This window comes from Agrococcus versicolor (assembly GCF_039531815.1).
In the GTDB taxonomy this organism is placed as follows: Bacteria; Actinomycetota; Actinomycetes; order Actinomycetales; family Microbacteriaceae; genus Agrococcus; species Agrococcus versicolor.
Genome location: NZ_BAAAQT010000001.1, coordinates 80,423 through 98,404, shown reverse-complemented (window position 1 = coordinate 98,404; position 17,982 = coordinate 80,423). Strand labels below are relative to the sequence as shown.

General features: G+C 72.6%; 17 protein-coding genes. 10 read left to right on the top strand and 7 right to left on the bottom strand.

The genetic code is table 11. The annotated features are described in order from the left end of the window. A partial coding sequence (locus ABD249_RS00525; RefSeq protein ID WP_344339235.1) for a PTS transporter subunit IIC occupies positions 1–189 on the bottom strand: 189 nt, incomplete at its 3' end. A gap of 181 nt (positions 190–370) precedes the next feature. Between ABD249_RS00525 and ABD249_RS00520 the strand changes: the two genes are divergently transcribed. Continuing rightward, the gene (locus tag ABD249_RS00520) at positions 371–1,744 is read left to right on the top strand and encodes a glucose-6-phosphate dehydrogenase (protein ID WP_344339233.1); all 1,374 of its coding nucleotides are present in this window, start codon (positions 371–373) and stop codon (positions 1,742–1,744) included. A gap of 15 nt (positions 1,745–1,759) precedes the next feature. Here the strand turns inward: ABD249_RS00520 and ABD249_RS00515 are convergent, their stop codons facing one another. Further along, positions 1,760–2,347: a hypothetical protein gene (locus ABD249_RS00515; RefSeq protein ID WP_344339231.1), complete on the bottom strand. Its 588-nt coding sequence runs from the start codon at positions 2,345–2,347 to the stop codon at positions 1,760–1,762. Positions 2,348–2,514: 167 nt separating this feature from the next. Here ABD249_RS00515 and ABD249_RS00510 point away from each other — a divergent pair, with 167 nt between their 5' ends. Further along, a complete protein-coding gene (locus ABD249_RS00510; protein ID WP_344339229.1) occupies positions 2,515–3,234 on the top strand; it encodes a DUF3159 domain-containing protein in 720 nt (239 codons plus the stop codon). 172 nt (positions 3,235–3,406) lie between these two features. On the opposite strand, the gene ABD249_RS00505 is transcribed toward ABD249_RS00510, so the two are convergent. Then, the gene (locus ABD249_RS00505; protein WP_344339227.1) at positions 3,407–4,021 is read right to left on the bottom strand and encodes a TetR/AcrR family transcriptional regulator; all 615 of its coding nucleotides are present in this window, start codon (positions 4,019–4,021) and stop codon (positions 3,407–3,409) included. A gap of 99 nt (positions 4,022–4,120) precedes the next feature. On the opposite strand from ABD249_RS00505, the gene ABD249_RS00500 reads away from it, so the two are divergent. Then, positions 4,121–4,912, top strand: a complete 792-nt coding sequence (locus ABD249_RS00500; RefSeq protein WP_344339226.1) for an alpha/beta fold hydrolase — start codon at positions 4,121–4,123, stop codon at positions 4,910–4,912. A 257-nt stretch (positions 4,913–5,169) separates the two neighbouring features. Here ABD249_RS00500 and ABD249_RS00495 read toward each other — a convergent pair whose 3' ends face one another. Continuing rightward, positions 5,170–6,177, bottom strand: a complete 1,008-nt coding sequence (locus ABD249_RS00495; RefSeq protein WP_344339224.1) for a pirin family protein — start codon at positions 6,175–6,177, stop codon at positions 5,170–5,172. Positions 6,178–6,405: 228 nt separating this feature from the next. Between ABD249_RS00495 and ABD249_RS00490 the strand changes: the two genes are divergently transcribed. The 3 genes from ABD249_RS00490 to ABD249_RS00480 all read left to right on the top strand — a co-directional run bounded on the left by ABD249_RS00490 (position 6,406) and on the right by ABD249_RS00480 (position 8,576). After that, positions 6,406–7,224, top strand: coding sequence for an RDD family protein (locus ABD249_RS00490; RefSeq protein ID WP_344339222.1), 819 nt, complete (start codon positions 6,406–6,408; stop codon positions 7,222–7,224). Positions 7,225–7,227: 3 nt separating this feature from the next. Beyond that, positions 7,228–7,953, top strand: coding sequence for a TSUP family transporter (locus tag ABD249_RS00485; protein ID WP_344339221.1), 726 nt, complete (start codon positions 7,228–7,230; stop codon positions 7,951–7,953). Positions 7,954–8,183: 230 nt separating this feature from the next. Then, on the top strand, positions 8,184–8,576 hold the full coding sequence (locus ABD249_RS00480; RefSeq protein ID WP_344339219.1) for a VOC family protein: 393 nt from the start codon (positions 8,184–8,186) through the stop codon (positions 8,574–8,576). Positions 8,577–8,689: 113 nt separating this feature from the next. On the opposite strand, the gene treS is transcribed toward ABD249_RS00480, so the two are convergent. Together treS and ABD249_RS00470 are read right to left on the bottom strand one after the other, a co-directional pair. Continuing rightward, positions 8,690–10,414 carry a maltose alpha-D-glucosyltransferase gene (gene treS / locus ABD249_RS00475; protein ID WP_344339218.1) on the bottom strand — a complete coding sequence of 575 codons (1,725 nt, stop codon included), beginning with the start codon at positions 10,412–10,414 and terminating at the stop codon, positions 8,690–8,692. Positions 10,415–10,835: 421 nt separating this feature from the next. Next, positions 10,836–12,026: an MFS transporter gene (locus tag ABD249_RS00470; RefSeq protein WP_344339216.1), complete on the bottom strand. Its 1,191-nt coding sequence runs from the start codon at positions 12,024–12,026 to the stop codon at positions 10,836–10,838. Positions 12,027–12,055: 29 nt separating this feature from the next. On the opposite strand from ABD249_RS00470, the gene ABD249_RS00465 reads away from it, so the two are divergent. Further along, positions 12,056–12,823 carry a DeoR/GlpR family DNA-binding transcription regulator gene (locus ABD249_RS00465; protein WP_344339215.1) on the top strand — a complete coding sequence of 256 codons (768 nt, stop codon included), beginning with the start codon at positions 12,056–12,058 and terminating at the stop codon, positions 12,821–12,823. Between the two features lie 57 nt (positions 12,824–12,880). Here the strand turns inward: ABD249_RS00465 and ABD249_RS00460 are convergent, their stop codons facing one another. Further along, a complete protein-coding gene (locus tag ABD249_RS00460) occupies positions 12,881–13,879 on the bottom strand; it encodes a LacI family DNA-binding transcriptional regulator (protein WP_344339213.1) in 999 nt (332 codons plus the stop codon). Between the two features lie 329 nt (positions 13,880–14,208). Between ABD249_RS00460 and ABD249_RS00455 the strand changes: the two genes are divergently transcribed. The 3 genes from ABD249_RS00455 to ABD249_RS00445 all read left to right on the top strand — a co-directional run bounded on the left by ABD249_RS00455 (position 14,209) and on the right by ABD249_RS00445 (position 17,945). Next, the gene (locus ABD249_RS00455) at positions 14,209–15,570 is read left to right on the top strand and encodes an ABC transporter substrate-binding protein (protein WP_344339211.1); all 1,362 of its coding nucleotides are present in this window, start codon (positions 14,209–14,211) and stop codon (positions 15,568–15,570) included. 270 nt (positions 15,571–15,840) lie between these two features. Further along, positions 15,841–16,962, top strand: coding sequence for a carbohydrate ABC transporter permease (locus tag ABD249_RS00450; RefSeq protein ID WP_344339850.1), 1,122 nt, complete (start codon positions 15,841–15,843; stop codon positions 16,960–16,962). Continuing rightward, on the top strand, positions 16,959–17,945 hold the full coding sequence (locus ABD249_RS00445) for a carbohydrate ABC transporter permease (RefSeq protein ID WP_344339209.1): 987 nt from the start codon (positions 16,959–16,961) through the stop codon (positions 17,943–17,945). The genes ABD249_RS00450 and ABD249_RS00445 overlap by 4 nt, the downstream gene beginning before the upstream one ends. The last annotated feature ends 37 nt before the right edge of the window (positions 17,946–17,982 follow it).

Sequence of the window (17,982 nt, the reverse complement as noted above, 5' to 3'; positions counted from 1 at the left end):
GACGAACAGGTCGATGCCGATGTTGAGGATGACGACGCCGATGGTGGCGCGCATGCCGCCGGCGACGACCTCCTCGATCGGCTTGCGCTGCAGCGCGAGGCCCACGAGGGCGATGAGCCCGATGAGGATCGCGACCTGGCTGAACAGGTTGTCGGTGATGGTGCGGACGATGTCCTCGAAGACGCCCATGGGTCTCCTCTCGGGTGCAGGTGCGGCAATGGTATAGCCCATTCGGCGACCGCGCAGCAGTCGTCACAGGATCGTCACATGCGGCCCGCACGCGCAGGGGGTCGCGGATCCCGCCTCGGCATGCAGCGCGCTCGCGCGCAAGCGGCCCCGCCCCGGTCGTCGCGCGTGGAAGACTCGCCCCATGTCCGCAGACCGCACGACCCTGCTGATCCTCGGAGCCTCGGGCGACCTGACGTCGCGGCTGCTGCTGCCCGGCATCGCGACGCTCCTGCGAGCGCAGCCGCGCCGCAGCCTCGAGATCGTCGGCGCCGACCTGCGCGACCTCGGCGACGACGAGTGGCGCGCCCGCGTCGCGACGGCGATGGATGCCGCGGGCGAGCGCGGCGCGACCGCCCAGCACGTCGTCGACACCACGCGCTACGTCGCGGGCGACGCGACCGACCCGGCATCCCTGCGCGCGCTGCTCGAGAGCGTCGAGTGCGACCGCCTCGTGCTGTACTTCGCGCTGCCGCCGGCCGTGTCGCGCATGGTGTGCGAGGCGCTCGCGGAGGTCGGAGCGCCGGAGGGCACGATCCTCGCGATCGAGAAGCCGTTCGGGTCGAGCCTCGAGGACGCCCGCGAGCTCAACGCCCTCGTGCAGCGCATCGTGCCCGAGGATCAGATCTTCCGCATCGACCACTTCCTCGGCCTCTACACGGTGCTCAACCTCCTCGGCATGCGCTTCGCGAACCGCATCCTGGCGCCGCTGTGGGATCGCGACTCGATCGAGAAGGTCGAGATCCTGTACGACGAGTCGGTCGCGCTCGAGGGTCGCGCGGGCTACTACGACAAGGCCGGCGCGCTGCGCGACATGATCCAGAGCCACCTGCTGCAGGTGCTCGCGCTCGTGGCGATCGAGCCGCCCGCATCCATCGACGCCCGCGACCTGCGCGACGCGATCGGCCAGGTGCTGCGCGCCGCACGCGTCGACGACCCCGTGAAGGACGCGCGCCGCGCCCGCTACACCGCGGGCGCCATCGGCGAGCGCGAGGTGCCCGACTACGCCGGCGAGGAGGGCGTCGACCCCGCCCGCCGCACCGAGACGCTCGCCGAGGTCACGGTGCACGTCGACAACCAGCGCTGGGCGGGCGTGCCGTTCGTGCTGCGCAGCGGCAAGGCGCTCGGGCCCATCCGCAAGCAGGCCATCGTGCACTTCCGCGAGCCGTCGTTCGTGCCGCGCGGCTTCGGCGGGCGCAACTCGGCCGACCGGCTCGTGCTCGACTTCCGCCCCGACTCGTTCGCGATCCACCTGACGACGAACGGCAAGGGCGACCCGTTCACGCTCGAGCAGTCGGTGCTGCGCGGCGAGCTCGGCGGCGGGCAGCTCGAGCCGTACGGCGAGGTGCTCGCGTCGATCCTCGACGGCGACCCGCGCCTCGCGGTGCGCGCCGACGCCGCCGAGGAGTGCTGGCGCATCGTCGAGCCCGTGCTCGAGGCGTGGGCGGCGAAGGATGCGCCGCTCGCCGAGTACCGCGCCGGCTCCAGCGGCCCGCGCGGGTGGCGCACGAACGGCTGATCGCCGCGCGCCGCGTCACTCGTCGAGGCCGGGGATGTGCCGGAAGCGCAGCCCCCGCTCGGCGGAGGCCGCGGCGGCCGCGACGACGACGGCGACGTTCGCCCACGCCGGCAGGCGCACGGGCGAGTCGAACGACCAGCCCAGCCACGTCTCGACGACCTCGACGTGCGTGATCGTCTGCACGAGCTGCGGCAGCTCGAGGACGGCGGCGGCGAGGACGACGGCGAGCGAGACGGCCGCGACGACGGCGCTCGCCACCGGGAAGCGCTCGGCGAGGCGGGCTCGGCCGTGCTCGGCGGTGCCGGGCTCCGGATCCATGCGCACCGTGCCCGCCGGGGTGACGAGCCGCGCGCGGCGCACCTGCCCCATCGTGATCCTCGCCTCGATGCGGCCGTCCGGCACCGCGAAGCGCGCCGGGCTCGTGGCCTTCGCGACGTGGATGGCATCGCGGTAGAGGTCGATGCGCTCCTCGCCGTCGCCGTGGTTCGACTCGACCACCCACCGCGAGCCGGCGTGGTCGATCCCGAGCTGCGTCTTCCACAGCCACTGCACGTGACGCATGGGCTGCAGCAGCCTGCCGTCGCCCGCCTTCGTCCGTCCCATGCCGTCGACGCTAGGGACGCTGCGACGCGGGCGCGTCATCCCTTCGGCGCACGGGGCGGCGGGATCCTCCGTCGATCGGCGGAGGTCGCCAGGCCGCTCGCAGCACCCGATCGAGGGGCGGGTGGCGGACGGATCGGCCGTCCGGGCGTCGAGGTTAGGCTTGCCTCATGTCGCAGCGCCACGGAGACGACGCGCTGCAGCCGGCCGGCGAGCCGCAGCGGCAGCGCGAGTCGCTCGCCGACCTCCTCGGCGGCGGGCGCGCGGCGATCGAGGCGAGCATCCCGCCTGCGGCGTTCCTCGCCGGATGGCTCGCGGGTGCCGCGCTGCCCGGCTCGCTCGCGCTGTGGCTCGGATGCGGTGCGGCGATCGTCGCGTCCGTCGCGATCGCGATCGTCGGCGTCGCGCAGGGCCGCCGCCCCCGCGCGGTCGTCATCGGCCTCCTCGCCGTCGTCGTGGCGGCCCTCGTCGCGGCGTACACGGGCCAGGCGCGCGACTTCTTCCTGATCCGGCTGCTCACGAACGGGGCGAGCGCCCTGGCATGGGCGGCCTCGATCGTCGTGCGATGGCCGCTGCTCGGCCTCATCGTGGGCGCGGTCGTCGGCACGCGCGCCCGATGGCGCCGCGACCCGGTGCTGCTGCGCGCCTACCAGCGCGCGTCGTGGATCTGGGTGCTGCAGTACGTCGTGCGCCTCGCGGTCTTCGTGCCGCTGTTCGTGCTCGACCTGCCCGGCGCGCTCGCCCTCTTCCAGGCGGTGCTCACGTATCCGCTCGTCGCGGCGTGCCTCGTGGTGTCGGGCATCGTGCTCTTCCGCTCGATCCCCGCCGGCCATCCGGGCATCCGGCATCCGCTGCCGGACGGCGAGGCGCGCGTCGCATCCGATCGCTGACGATCCGTCGCCGACGATGCTTGTCAGCGGGCCTCCGGCAGGTCTATGGTCATGCACAAGCCAAGCGGTGCGGACCGACCGGGAGCCTTCACTCACCTCGCGATAGCGAGCTCCGAGCGCCAGTCCGCACCGCTTTCCTCATGCCCGGAGCACCCACGGGGCCCCGCCGCACTCACCGCCCGTAGGCGGCGAGGAAGACGCGCACGGCGTCGGCGACGATGCGCGCTCGCGCGGCGTCGTCGGGCAGTGCCGCCTCGCCACGCAGCATCGCCGCGTTCACGGGCTCGCCCATCACGAGCCAGTTGAGCTGCGTCGCGGCGGCGTGGGCGTCGTCGAGCCGCAGCTGGCCGCGATCGGCGAGCACCTCGAGCAGCGTCGCGATGCGCGCGATGCCGTACCGGGGGCCGTGCTGCCACAGCGCCTCGGCGAGGGCCGGGAAGCGCACGACCTCGCCGATGACGAGGCGGCGGACGGCGAGCACGCGCGGGCGCAGCACGGCGTCGAGCTGCGCGCGGAGGTGCGCGGCGAGCACGTCGGCGGCCGCTGCGCCCTCGGGCGCATCCGGAGCCGCGACGAGCGCGCCCGTGCCGGTGGTGATGGCGGTGACGAGCTCGACGAAGAGCGCCTCCTTCGAGCCGAAGTGCGCGTAGAGCGTCTGCTTCGCGACGTCGGCGCGCACCGCGATGTCGGCCATCGTCACCGCGTCGAAGCCGACCTCGAGGAAGCGCGCCTCGGCAGCCTCGAGGATGCGCTCGCGCTTGGCGAGCGAGCTCGGCCGCAGATCCATCGCATCCCCCTCTTGCCAGGATCATACTCGCGGGTCTAGATTCTGGATCATCAGACCGACGGGTCCAGAATCCGATCGGCCGAGCGACGAGGAGCGACCATGACCGAGCACGCCACCACGAGCCGCGGCGACCTCGTCGCCTTCGACCATCACGGGCCGGAGGGCGCACCCGCGGTCGTGTTCATCGCCGGCGCGGGGCCCGACCGCGCGTCCGACGCCATCACGACGGCGACCGCGGCGCTCCTCGCGGACGTCGGCATCCAGTCGACCGTGCACGATCGGCTGGGCCGTGGCGAGAGCGCCGTCGACGGGCCGATCGACCTCGCCCGCGAGCTCGACGCCGTCGCGGCGCTGATCGAGCGCGTCGGCGGGCGCGCCGTGCTCGTCGGGCACTCGTCCGGCTGCACGATCGCGCTCGCCGCTGCGGCACGCGGCGCGTCGGCATCGGCGCTCGCCCTGTGGGAGGCGCCGCTCACGGAGGACGGCGACGCGACGGCCGACTGGTGGGCGCGATGCGCCGAGCACATCGCCGCCGGGCGGCTCGAGCGGGCGCTCGAGACCTACATGGAGGACATGCCCCCGGAGTGGCTCGAGGGCGCGCGACGCTCGCCGGGATTCCCGACGATGGTCGCGCAGGTCGTCAGCTACGGGCCCGACGGCGAGTCGATGGTCTGGGCGACGTCGGCGCCGATGCCCGAGGTGCTCGGCGACGTGCGCGTGCCGGTCGTCGCGATCGTCGGCACCGAGACGTTCCCCGGCATGCCGGAGGCCGCTGCCGCCATCGCCGAGGCGACCGGCGGGACCGCGATCGAGGTCGAGGGGGCATGGCACTCGTGGGAGCCCGCGGCGATGGCGCCGGTGCTCGCGGAGCTCGCGCGCGCCAACGCCTGAGTCGACGGCGCGCAGGCGCCAGAGGATCCGGAGATCTTGATCGACGGTCGTACCGAGGTTGGCTGGCCCCCGACGTGCGGAGAACGGTACGACCGTCGATCATGTGCGAGAGAGCACGTCTCGACGCTATCCGCGCTCGATCGGCGCGGCACGCGCATCCACAGGTGGATCTCGGCCGAGATTGCCGTCTCGTCAAGAATCGCGATTCCTGCGTCCCCTGCGAGGGGACGGGCGCGCGAGCGTCGCGCGGGGCCGGGTCAGCGCCGCTTCGCGCGTCCGCGTGGCAGCAGCTCGACGTCGGGCAGCCGTGGCGACGGCAGGGTCGCCTCGCCACCGGGCACCGTGCCGAAGCGGTCGCGGGAGGCGTCGGCGGCCTGCCGCTCCTGCATCCACGTCTCGCGCGCCGCGGCGACGTCGTCGTGCGTCGTGCCGACGAAGTTCCAGAACATCACGACCTCCTCGGCGAAGGGCTCCCCGCCGAGGAGGATCGCCACGACGTCGCCGGCGGCCTCGGCAGCCGCCGCGATCGGCACGCGATCCGCGCCGGGCGCGAGCACCGCCATGCCGCCGACGGGCACCGGCACGCCGTCGACGACGACGCCGTCCGCGAGCGCGAGGACGCCGTGCTCGAACGCGGGGTCGGCGGGCACCGCGGCCGACCCGCCCGCAGGCAGGCGCACCTCGGCGCCGAGGATCGGGGTGTGCACGGGCACGTCGGCGCGCAGGTCGCCCGAGGCACCGGCGAAGACCTGCACCGTCGCATCGCCCACCGCGACGATCGGCACGGCGTCGAGCCCGGCGAAGTGGGGCGCGATGCCCCGCTGCGACTCGGGCAGCGCGACCCACAGCTGCACGCCGTGCAGGGACGTCGTCTCGGGCGTCGAGTGCTCGGAGTGGGCGATGCCGCGCCCCGCCGTCATGACGTTGACCCCTCCGGGCGCGACGGTGTGCACCGAGCCGAGCGAGTCGCGGTGCTCGATGCGGCCGGCGACGAGCCACGAGACCGTCTGCAGGCCCGTGTGCGGATGCGGCGGCACGTCCATGCCGCCGTGCGCTGCGACGTCCTCGGGCCCGAAGGCGTCCGCGAAGCACCACGCGCCCACCATGTGACGGTGCTTGTTGGGCAGCACGCGCAGCACGGGCATCGCGCGCGGGCCGCCGAGCGGCACCTCGCGCGGCAGCAGCAGCTCGATGCCGGCCTCGGCCGCCTCGTCGACGCACGAGCGCTCGGCCTCCACGACCGGCGAGGCCTCGTCGTTGCTCATGGGTCGAGGCTACGCCGCCCGTGCCCCTCTCGGCGCGGTCGGCAGGGGCCGCCGAATCCGCGCGTGAGCGGTGCGCCATGCGGCATGCGCGGCTGGCTCGCCGCTCGGCCGTGGATGCGGCGGCCGGGAGCCGACGAGCGCACGCGCGACCGTGCGAGGAGCCGACGACGAGGCGCATCCCCGCTGCGGTGGGAGCCGTCCACAGCGCGCCACCGTACGATCGAGGGCATGAGCGAGCAGTCCCGGGAGCCCGGCTGGTACCAGGATCCGTTCGGCACCGGACCGGAGGATCGCCGCTACTGGGACGGCGACACGTGGCTCGCGGTGCAGCAGACGCAGCCCGCGCAGTTCGAGGCACCCGGCGCCCCGGCGCAGCAGCCGCCCGAGTCGTTCCAGGGTCAGCCGTACGCCGGCCAGCCCTACGAGCCGGCCTCGCAGCAGGGCGGGTGGGGCGGCGAGCAGTCGCCCATGGGCCGCTTCGGCGCCCCCGCGTCGCCGGAGGACCGCGAGCGCACCCCCGACGGCGTCGCGCTCGCCTCGTGGGGCCGCCGCGTCGCGGCCTACCTGATCGACGCCCTCATCCTCGCGCTGTCCTCGCTGCTCATCGGCGCGGCGCTCGGCATCTGGGGCGCGCTCGCCGACCTCTTCGAGGCGACGCTGCAGTCGTCGACCTCGACCGACCTCACGCCGCAGTTCGAGGCGTTCCTCACGGCGAACGCCGGCACGCTCCTCGCGTTCTCGCTCATCCAGCTGCTCGTGAGCGGCCTCTATCACGTGGTCCTGGTCGCGACCCGCGGTCGCACCCCGGGCAAGCGCCTCCTCGGCATCCGCGTGCGCCTGCGCGAGCGCGAGGGGCTGCCGATCTGGCGCGCGGCGCTGTCGAGGTGGCTGCTGCACTTCGCGCTGCCCAACCTGCTCTCGGGCGTTCCCGGGCTCGGCTTCGTCGGCGCGATGTTCCCCATCCTCGACGGCCTGTGGCCCATCTGGGATGCGCGTCGGCAGGCGATCCACGACAAGGTGGCGAAGACCGCCGTCGTGCGCGACTGACCCGTGCTGCTCGCAGCGGCCATCGCCGGCATCGTCCTGCTCGGCGCCGTCACGCAGCGCATCGCGGGCATCGGATTCGGGCTCGTCGCCTCGCCGCTGCTCGTGCTCCTGCTCGGGCCGCTGCAGGGCGTCGTGCTCACGAACGTCTTCGGCCTCGCGACCGCGCTCGTCGCGGTCGCCGGCACCATCCGCGTCATCGAGTGGCGCCGCATCCTGCCCATCGCCGCCGTCGTGGCGATCGTGCCCGGTGCGATCCTCGCCAGGGCGATCGCCGGCCCGACGCTGTCGGTCGTCGCCGGCTGCCTCGTGCTCGCAGCGCTCGCCATCAGCGTCGCCGCGCAGCGCATCCGCGGGCTCGACCGCTGGCCGGGGCTCGTCGCAGCGGGCGGCCTCGGCGGCGTCATGAACGTCCTCGCGGGCGTGGGCGGCCCGGCGGTCACCGCCTACGCCATCGCGTCGCGCTGGGAGCATCGAGCGTTCTCGACGAGCATCCAGGCGTACCTCGTCATCGTGTGCGCGGCGTCGCTGCTCATGCGCGGCACGCTGCCGACCCTCACGATCGTCGAGTGGCTCGCGGCGTTCGCGGCCCTCGGGGCCGGCGTCGTGCTCGGCCAGTGGCTGTCGCGGAGGGTGGCCGCGCGCGCCGGGCGCATCGCGTGCGTGTCGGTCGCGACGCTCGGCGGCATCGCCGTCATCGTCACCGGATCGCTCGAGCTGCTCGGCGCCTAGCGTCGCCGACGCCGTCGCGGCCTCGTCGCGCCGACCGCGCGGCGGCGGGCGCCGACCCCTCCCGTCGGCACCCGCTCGATCCCCGTGTCGTGCGTCACTCCGCAGGCTCACGGGGTCCGGACGACCCCGACGTGCGGGCGACGCTACGAACCGGGGCACACGCGCGGGGAGCCGGTTGCACGACGCCGTGCGGGTATGCGACCGTCGGCGGCGCGGCGTAGCCTTCGGCCATGGTCAGCGCCGTCTCCCACACCACCATCGACTGCTCCGACGCGTACGCGCTCTCCGAGTGGTGGAAGCAGGTGCTCGACTACGTCGACGTCGCCGACGACCCCAACGAGCCCGGCCACGAGGAGTGCATGATCCTCGCCCCCGACGGCTCGCACCGCCTGCTCTTCATCGAGGTGCCCGAGGGCAAGGTCGTGAAGAACCGCATCCACCTCGATCTGCGGCCGACCGACCGCTCGCGCGACGCCGAGGTCGAGCGGCTGATGGCGCTCGGCGCGGTGCAGCTCGCCGACCTGCGCACCGCGACGGGTGGATGGGTGACGCTGGCCGACCCCGAGGGCAACGAGCTCTGCATCCTGCGCTCGCAGGCGGAGCTCGACGCCGCGGCGCGGTAGCGGAGCTCGCCGCCTCGGAGCGGTAGCGGCGCTCGCACCGTCGGGGCGCGTCGTCGGCGCCCGTCGTGGGACGCGCAGCGTGCGCCGGGCCGCAGCCCGGCGCACGGTCCGCGTCAGGCCTGCGACCCGATGTGCAGCCAGTAGAACGACTGCGTGCCGAAGGTCAGCGAGAAGCGGCCGTCGTCGGCGATCGTCGGGAACTGACCGCCGCCGAACAGGTCGTGCAGCGCGGCGCCCGACCAGTCGGGCGCGTCGATCGTGACGTGCACCGGGTTGTGGCTGAACGAGAAGACGCACAGCACGTGCTCCTCCTTCGGCCCGTGGTACGTGCCGTCGCCCCCATACGAGCGCACGAACGCGAGCACCGACTCGTTGTCGGTCTCGAGCACCGTGATGGTGCCGAGCCCGAACACGGGATGCTGCCTGCGCACGTGCAGCACCGAGCGCATCCAGTTGAGCAGGCTCGACGCCTGCGCCATCTGCGCCTCGACGTTCACCGACGTGTAGTGGTAGACGAGCGACTGCACGGGCGGGAGGAAGAGCTTGCCGGGATCCGCGGTCGAGAAGCCGGCGTTGCGGTCGGGGCTCCACTGCATCGGCGTGCGCGACGCGTCGCGATCGTCGAGCCAGATGTTGTCGCCCATGCCGATCTCGTCGCCGTAGTAGAGGAATGGCGAGCCGGGCAGCGACAGCAGCAGCGCGTTGGCGAGCTCGAGCTCGGCGCGCGAGTTGTCGAGCAGCGACGCGAGCCGGCGGCGGATGCCGACGTTCGAGCGCATCCGGGGGTCGTAGGCGTACCAGCCGTACATCGCCTGCCGGTACTCCTCGCTCACCATCTCGAGCGTGAGCTCGTCGTGGTTGCGGAGGAAGACGCCCCAGGCTGCGCCCGGCGGGACCTCGACCTGCTCGGCGAGCACGCGCTGCAGCTCGGAGGCGTTCTGCGCCCGCAGGCTGTAGAAGATGCGCGGCATCGTCGGGAAGTCGAACGCCATGTGGCATTCGGGCTCCTCGGCGGTGCCGAAGTACTCGGCGGTCTCGGCGGGCCACTGGTTGGCCTCGGCGATGAGCACGCGACCGGGGTACTCGTCGTCGACCATGCGGCGCAGGTCGCGCACGAACTGGTGGGTGGCGGGCTCGGACTCGCCGTTGCCCTCCTCCGACTCGTACAGGTACGGGATGGCATCGAGGCGCACGCCGTCGACGCCGAGGTCGTACCAGAAGCGCACGATGTCGTACACGGCGTCATGGACGGCCGGGTTCTCGAAGTTCAGGTCGGGCTGGTGCGAGAAGAAGCGGTGCCAGTAGAACTGCCTGCGCACGCTGTCGAACGCCCAGTTCGACGTCTCGGTATCGACGAAGATGATGCGGACGTTCGGGTAGCCCTCGTCGGTGTCGCGCCACACGTAGAAGTCGCCGTATGGGCCCTCGGGGTCCTCGCGGGAGGCGAGGAACCACGGGTGCTGGTCGGACGTGTGGTTGATCGGGAGGTCGATCATGACGCGCATGTTGCGCGCGTGCGCCTCCGACACGAAGTGCTTGAAGTCGTCGATCGTGCCGTACTCGGGCAGCACCGCCTGGTAGTCGGAGACGTCGTAGCCGCCGTCCTTCAGGGGCGACTGGAAGAACGGCGGCACCCAGATGCCGTCGATGCCGAGCCACTGCAGGTAGTCGAGCCGCGACGTCAGACCCTGGAAGTCGCCGAAGCCGTCGCCGTTCGAGTCGACGAACGAGCGCACCATGACCTCGTAGAAGACGCTCTTGCGGTGCCAGTCGGGGTCGAGGCGGAGCCCTGGGACATGGCTCGCCCCGATGATCGGGATGGGAGCGGTGAACGACATCTGCGATCCTCTCGAGCCACGAGCGGGCGTCGGCCCAGCCAACCATCTCAGGTCCGGGCGCCGCGAGCGGACACGGGGGCTTGCGTTCGGCGGATGCGTGTCGCATGGTGCGCCAGGGCGAAGCCCGTGCCGCCCGGCCGCGCGCTCGACCGACTGGTCGCGTCCCCACCCCGACTGGTCACGTTCGCACGTCGACTGGTCACCGTTGCACCTCGAGAAGGCCGAATCAGGTGCAACCGCGACCACCGTGGGTGCAATGGCGACCAGTCGACGTGCAACCGTGACCGGTCGGGGTGCAACCGTGACCACCGTGCGTGCAAACGCGACCGGCCGGGGTGCGACCGTGACCGGTCGGCGACGAACGTGACCAGTCGACCGCCGCGGACGCCGGTGGCGCGATGGGCTGGGCAGCGCGGCGCGGTCAGGCGGCGCCGGGGGCGCGGGCGGCGCGGGCGGCGCCCGGCTCGAGGCGCGGCGCGAGGACCGCCGCGACCACGCCGGCGACGACGAGCACCGCGAGGCCCGCGCGCAGGTCGACCGCATCCGACAGGCCGCCGATGAGAGGGCTCGTGCCGAGGAAGCCGAGGCGCATCAGCCAGCTCACCACCGTGACGCCCGCGCCCTCGCTCAGACCCGGCACCGAGCCGGCGGCCGAGAACGCGCTCGGCACGAGCGTCGCGCACCCGTAGCCGGCGAGCACGAGGCCCGCGAGCAGCAGGATGGGCTCGGACGCGGCGACGATCGCGACGCCGCCGAGCGCCACGAGCACGCCGCCGAGGCGCGCGACCCTGCCCCGGCCGAAGCGGTGGATGAGCAGGTCGCCCGTGAAGCGCCCGAAGCACTGGCTCGCGATCACGACCGTGAACGCGAGGCCGGCCACCGACGCGTCGAGCCCAGCGAGCCGCACCGCCGACAGCGCCGCCCAGTTGTTCGCGACGTCCTCGACGACCGAGCCCGACACCGCGACGACGACGATCGGCAGCACGACGATCGCCGCCGCGCGCCACCGGGCGATGCCGCGCAGCGCCTCCCCCGGCTCGGCAGGCGCCTCGGGCACGGGGCCGACGAGCCAGCCGGCGACCGCGACGAGCACGACGCATGCCGCACCGGTGATCGCGAGATGGATGCGCAGGTCGCCTCCGACGGCCGCGACGGCCGTCGCGATCCCTCCGCTCGTCGCCGCACCGAGGCTCCACAGCGCGTGCATCGATCCGAGGATGGGCCGACCGGCGCGCTGCTGCACCCGCAGGCCCGCGACGTTCTGCGCCACGTCGACGATCGCATCCGAGAAGCCGAGCGCGAGGATGCACGCGGCGAGCATGACCGCGCTCGTCGACCAGCCGGCCGTCGCGACCGCGAGCGCGAGCACGCCCGTGCCGACGACGGCGACGCGCACGGCGCCGAAGCGGCGGATGAGCGGTGCCGGCAGCGCGGACGACACGATCGCGCCGACCGCGAAGCACGCGACGACGAGCCCGAACTGGAGGCCACCGAGCCCCAGGCGCTCGGCCAGCTGCGGATACCAGGGCAGGAGCGCCGCGAACACGGCGCCGTTCGTGGCGAACATGAGGCCGGACCCGAGCACGGGACGCAGGGACGATCGGGGAGGCACGCGAGCACGCTATGGCCCAGGATGATCACATGCAACGATCGCAACGGCAGCGTTCGATCATCCGTGCCGTCGTCTCCGGCCGTCGGTCGATCGACGACCTGCGCGCGCTGACGGGCGCGTCCGCCATCACGATCCGTCGCGACCTCGCCGAGCTCGCCGAGGTCGGGGCGCTCGCTCGCGTGCGCGGCGGCGCCGAGCCCGTGGCGCATCGTGGCTCCGGCTTCCCCTTCGCGCTGCGCGCCGGCGAGCACGGCGACGACAAGGCCGCGCTCGCGGCGGCGGCCGCAGCCCTCGTCCCCGACGACGCGTCGGTGCTCGTCGACAACGGCACGACGGCCGTCGCGGTCGCGCGGGCGCTCGCCGGGCGGAGCATCCGCGCCCTCGCGCTCTCGCTGCACGCCGCAGCCGCCCTCGGCGCGCGGCCCGGCGCGGAGGTGCGCGTCCCCGGCGGCACGATCGTGCACGACGACCTGTCGTTCGCGGGCGTCGGCGCGCTGCAGGCCGTGCGCGAGACGCGCTTCGACGTCGCGATCCTCGGCGCGTGCGCCGCCGATCCGGACTCGGGGCTCACGGTCGCGGGATGGGACGACGCGCAGGTGAAGCGCGAGGCGATGCTGCGATCGCGGCGCGTGGTGCTCGTCGTGACGCCCGACAAGCTCGCCCGCACCTCGACGCATCGCTTCGGCGCGATCGCCGACGTCGACGTGCTCGTCACGACCGACGCGGCGCCCGCCGACCTCCTGCATGCGATCGCGGACGCGGGCGTCGAGGTCGTCACCGTGGCGTCGAGCGCCTGAACGCCGTCGCGACCGCCGACGCGAGCAGGCCCGCCGCGAGCGGTCGCCATCCGCGCCTCAGGCGGGCGCGACCGATCCGCGCGGCACGAGCTCGGGGTCGATGAGCGTGTGCGTCGTGTCGCCCGACGGCGCGGCGAGGTCGGCGACGAGCCAGTCGACGACGCGCTCGCCGTGCTCGCGCGGGTCCTGCCGCACGGTCGTGAGGTCGAAGGCCGCCGCGTAGGCGTGGTCGTCGACGCCGACGACCGACAGGTCGAACGGCACCCGCAGCCCGAGCGTGCGCGCGGCGAGCAGGATGCCCATGGCGATCTCGTCGGTCGCGGCGAAGACGGCCCGGGGCCGATCGGGCGAGCGCAGCAGCTCGAGGGCGTGCGAGTAGGAGGCGTCGGCGGTCGGGTCGTGCAGCAGCGTCGGCATGGGCTCGAGGCCGGCGGCGCGCATCGCCCGCTGGTAGCCGCGCTCGCGCAGCCGCTCGGCGGCGAAGAGCGACTCGTCGAGCACCGTCGAGCCGCCGACGTGCACGATGCGGCGGTGCCCGAGCGACAGGAGGTGCTCGGTCGCGAGGGTGCCCGCCCGCTCGTCGTCGAGGCACCACGAGCGCACCCCCGCGGCGCCGTCGCCGAGCGCGACGGCGGGGATGCCGATGGATGCGAGGCGCGACACCTCGCGGTGCGTGAGCGCGAAGGTCGTCGAGATGAGCGCGTCGATGTGGTGGCGCTGCAGGAAGCGCTCGAAGACGCGCTCGCGCATGGCGGCGCCCCGCCCGAGGTCGTAGAGGACGATGTCGAGGTCGTGGGCGAGCGCGGCCTCGGCGATGCCGCGCAGCAGCGTCGAGACATACCAGGTGTCGATGGCGGGGGCGAGGACGCCGATGGCTCCCGTGCGCCCCGTCGCGAGCGACACCGCGGCGGGCGAGGCGCGGAAGTCGAGCGCAGCGGCCGCCTTCAGCACGCGCTGCCGCGTCGCGTCGGCGACGGATCCCCTGCCGGAGAGCGCGCGCGATGCCGTCGCCTTCGAGACTCCCGCGAGCCTCGCGACGTCGTCGATCACAGCCATGGCGCTCCTTCGCGCATCCGGTCCGGTCGCGTCCGATCGGAACGCAACCGGTTCCATTCCACCACGGAGCGGGCCCCGCCGACACCCCGTCTTCCCACGGGCCCGTCGAGCACGCCCTGTCCCCCGGGCGGGCATCCCACCCTGCCTACGAGTCACGGATTGGCAACGAAGCGCCGTCGACGGGCGCGGATCGTTGCGAGTCGCAGGGTCGTCCGTTAGCGTGAGCCTCGCTGTGGAACCGGTTCCGGTTCGGGCGAGGGCGCCTCAGCGGATGCCCTTCCTGTCTCCGGTCATCCGCAGCTCCCGCACCAATGGAGACAGGAGTCCCGATGAAGCGCTCCCAGCGCCGCCTGCTGATGCCGATCGGCATCGCAGGCATCACCGCGCTCGCACTCACCGGTTGCGTCGGCGACGACGCCGGCGGCGGTGGCGAGGGCGACGGCGAAGCCGCCGACTGCAGCACCTTCGAGGAGTACGGCACGTTCGACGGTGCCGAGGTCAGCCTCTACGGCACGATCCTCGACGCGGAGGCCGACCGACTCGACGAGTCGTGGGCCGACTTCGAGGAGTGCACCGGCATCGACATGGTCTACGAGGGCTCGGGAGAGTTCGAGGCGCAGATCAACGTCCGCGTGCAGGGTGGCAACCCGCCCGACCTCGCGATCTTCCCGCAGCCGGGCCTGCTGGCCTCGGTCGCCGGCACCGGCTCGGTGCTGCCCGCCCCCGACTCCGTCGTCGAGAACGCGCAGGAGTACTGGACCGAGGACTGGCAGAACTACGGCACGGTCGACGGCACCTTCTACGCAGCGCCCCTCATGGCGAGCGTCAAGGGCTTCGTCTGGTACTCGCCCACCGTCTTCGAGGAGAACGGCTGGGAGGTCCCCACGACCCTCGACGAGCTCGACGAGCTGACGGCGACGATCGCCGACTCCACCGAGGAGTCCGGCGTGACCCCGTGGTGCGTCGGCTTCGGCTCGGCAGAGGCGACCGGATGGCCGGGCACCGACTGGGTCGAGGACTACGTCCTCCGCACCGCCGGTCCCGACGTCTACGACCAGTGGGTCAACCACGAGATCCCGTTCGACGACCCGCAGATCGTCGACGCCATGGACCGCGTCGGTGACCTCATCCTCGACCCGGCCAACGTGAACGGCGGCATCGGCGACGTCTCGACGATCGCCACCACCGACTTCGGCGAGGGCGGCCTGCCCGTGCTCGACGGCACGTGCGGCATGCACCACCAGGCCTCGTTCTACGAGGGCTTCTGGAGCGAGGACGGCTCGGTCGAGGTCGCCGAGGACGGCGACGTCTGGGCATTCCTCCTCCCCGGCGCGGAGGCGGGCGAGAGCCCCGTCACCGGCGGTGGCGAGTTCGTCGGCGCCTTCTCGGACGCCGAGGAGGTCGTGGCAGCGCAGACGTACCTGTCGAGCCCCGAGTGGGCCAACAGCCGCGTCTCGCTCGGCGGCGTGATCTCGGCGAACAACGGCCTCGACCCGGAGAACGCCTCGAGCGAGCTCCTGTCGCAGGCGGTCGAGATCCTGCAGAACCCGGACACGACGTTCCGCTTCGACGGCTCGGACGTCATGCCCGGCGCGGTCGGCACCGGCACCTTCTGGACCGGCATGGTCAACTGGGTCGGCGGTGAGAGCACGCAGTCGGTGCTCTCGACCATCGAGAGCAGCTACCCGTAGCCAACGCTCGATGAGCGGGGGGTCGGGCGAGAGCCCGGCCCCCCGCTCCATACCGAAAGGCGACCCATGACCTCCATGGATCTCATCGGCAAGGTGCTGCAGGCCGTCGTCGCCGTCGGCGTCTTCGCCGGCGTGCTCGTCGTGCTCCTCCTCTTCCTCGACCGAGAGGCGAAGGGCCTGCGAGGGCTCATCGGTCGCATCGTCGCGGCCGCCGTCGTGCTCGTGCTCACGCTCACCAGCCAGCTCGGCCTCCTCGACGAGGTCGGATGGATGACCGATGCCGTGCGTCAGGCCATCGTCGTCATCGGCTGGCCGCTCGTCGCATCCCTCACCATCGGCCTCGTCCTCGAGGCCGCCCCCCAGCGCATCCGCCGACCGGCACGACTCCTCGTGCACCTGGCCGCCGCGGTCGCCATCGTCGTCACGGGCCTCATCGTCGAGGCCGACGGCGACACCACGAAGGGCGCGTGGCCGTGGGCCGCGGCGCTCGCGCTGTCGATCTGCGCGCTGCTCGGCTACGCGTCGTCACGCGACGACGACTCGAAGCCCATGCTCGTCTTCCTCGTGCCGGCCATCCTGCTGCTCACGATCGGCCTCATCTACCCGGCGCTGCGCACGGCGCTCCTCGCGTTCACGAACGCGGCGGGCGAGTTCAACGGCGTCGACAACTTCGTCTGGATGTTCACGCAGCAGACGGCGCTCGTCACCCTCGCGAACACCATCGTGTGGGTCATCCTCGCGCCCCTCCTCTCGACGGTGATCGGCCTCGCGTACGCGGTGTTCATCGACAAGAGCCGCGGCGAGAAGATCTTCAAGATGCTCGTCTTCATGCCGATGGCGATCTCGTTCGTCGGCGCCGGCATCATCTGGAAGTTCATGTACGCCTACCGCGGCCCGGCGCAGGAGCAGATCGGCCTCATCAACCAGCTCATCGTGGGCGTGGGCGGCGAGCCGCAGCAGATCCTGCAGAACACCCCGTGGAACACGGTCGCCCTCATCATCGTCATGATCTGGATCCAGACGGGCTTCGCGATGACCGTGCTGTCCGCCGCGATCAAGGGCGTGCCGACGGAGCAGATCGAGGCCGCGAACCTCGACGGCGCCAGCCCGTGGCAGCGCTTCACGAACGTCACGGTCCCCGGCATCCGCTCGTCGCTCGTCGTCGTGGTCACCACGATCTCGATCGCGACGCTCAAGGTCTTCGACATCGTGCGAACGATGACCGGCGGCAACTTCGACACCTCGGTGGTGGCGAACGAGATGTACACGCAGGCGTTCCGCGCAGGCGAACCCGGCCGCGGTGCGGCGCTGGCGCTCATCCTGTTCGTGCTCGTGCTGCCGATCGTCATCTACAACGTCCGAGTGCTCAACCAGCAGAAGGAGATCCGATGACCTCCGCCGCCGTCACCCCCGACCCCGCGATCCGGAAGGTGAACCTCGACGACGCGACCGGCGCCGGCACGGGCACCCGAGCGGACCGCGTCAAGCGCAGGCTCACGAGCCCGTGGGCGACGCTCGTCGCGATCGTCATCGCCGTGCTGTGGACGATCCCCACGTTCGGCCTGCTGCTGTCGTCGTTCCGCCCGGGCGACGCCATCCGCACGAGCGGCTGGTGGACGTTCTTCACGAACCCGCAGCTCACCTTCCAGAACTACCAGGAGGTGCTGCTGTCGGGGTCGTCGACGTCGCCGCAGCTCGGCGAGTACTTCGTGAACTCGCTCATCATCGCCATCCCCGGCACGATGTTCCCGCTCGTGCTCGCCGCCCTCGCGGCGTACGCGTTCGCGTGGGTGAAGTTCCGGGGCTCGTCGACGCTGTTCGTGATCATCTTCGCGCTGCAGATCGTCCCGCTGCAGATGGCGCTCATCCCGCTGCTGCAGATGTTCGTCACGTTCCTGCAGCCGTTCCAGGGTGCGCTCCACGAGGTCGCGCCGTTCATCAGCGAGCGGCAGTACCTGCCCATCTGGATCGCGCACACGATCTTCGCGCTGCCGCTGGCGATCTTCCTGCTGCACAACTTCATCTCGGAGATCCCGGGCGAGATCGTCGAGGCCGCGCGCGTCGACGGTGCGGGACACGGTGCGATCTTCTTCCGCATCATCCTGCCGCTCGCGATGCCGGCGATCGCGTCGTTCGCGATCTTCCAGTTCCTCTGGGTGTGGAACGACCTGCTCGTCGCGTTGGTGTTCTCGTCGGGCACGCCGGACACGGCACCGTTGACGCAACGACTGGCCGAGCTCGCCGGGTCGCGCGGCGAGAACTGGGACCGCCTCACGGCGGGCGCCTTCGTCTCGCTCGTGGTGCCGCTGCTCGTGTTCTTCGGGCTGCAGCGGTTCTTCGTGCGCGGCCTGCTGGCGGGCTCCGCGAAGGGCTGAGCCCCGACGCCAGAGGCGTCGCCGCACGACGGCCCCG

Coding starts and splice junctions, on each gene's coding strand:
- ABD249_RS00445 (WP_344339209.1), top strand. CDS start 16,959: ATGACCTCCGCCGCCGTCACCCCCGACCCCGCGATCCGGAAGGTGAAC.
- ABD249_RS00505 (WP_344339227.1), bottom strand. CDS start 4,021: ATGGATCTGCGGCCGAGCTCGCTCGCCAAGCGCGAGCGCATCCTCGAG.
- ABD249_RS00500 (WP_344339226.1), top strand. CDS start 4,121: ATGACCGAGCACGCCACCACGAGCCGCGGCGACCTCGTCGCCTTCGAC.
- ABD249_RS00510 (WP_344339229.1), top strand. CDS start 2,515: ATGTCGCAGCGCCACGGAGACGACGCGCTGCAGCCGGCCGGCGAGCCG.
- ABD249_RS00455 (WP_344339211.1), top strand. CDS start 14,209: ATGAAGCGCTCCCAGCGCCGCCTGCTGATGCCGATCGGCATCGCAGGC.
- ABD249_RS00480 (WP_344339219.1), top strand. CDS start 8,184: ATGGTCAGCGCCGTCTCCCACACCACCATCGACTGCTCCGACGCGTAC.
- ABD249_RS00490 (WP_344339222.1), top strand. CDS start 6,406: ATGAGCGAGCAGTCCCGGGAGCCCGGCTGGTACCAGGATCCGTTCGGC.
- treS (WP_344339218.1), bottom strand. CDS start 10,414: ATGTCGTTCACCGCTCCCATCCCGATCATCGGGGCGAGCCATGTCCCA.
- ABD249_RS00460 (WP_344339213.1), bottom strand. CDS start 13,879: ATGGCTGTGATCGACGACGTCGCGAGGCTCGCGGGAGTCTCGAAGGCG.
- ABD249_RS00465 (WP_344339215.1), top strand. CDS start 12,056: ATGCAACGATCGCAACGGCAGCGTTCGATCATCCGTGCCGTCGTCTCC.
- ABD249_RS00495 (WP_344339224.1), bottom strand. CDS start 6,177: ATGAGCAACGACGAGGCCTCGCCGGTCGTGGAGGCCGAGCGCTCGTGC.
- ABD249_RS00450 (WP_344339850.1), top strand. CDS start 15,841: ATGACCGATGCCGTGCGTCAGGCCATCGTCGTCATCGGCTGGCCGCTC.
- ABD249_RS00515 (WP_344339231.1), bottom strand. CDS start 2,347: ATGGGACGGACGAAGGCGGGCGACGGCAGGCTGCTGCAGCCCATGCGT.
- ABD249_RS00520 (WP_344339233.1), top strand. CDS start 371: ATGTCCGCAGACCGCACGACCCTGCTGATCCTCGGAGCCTCGGGCGAC.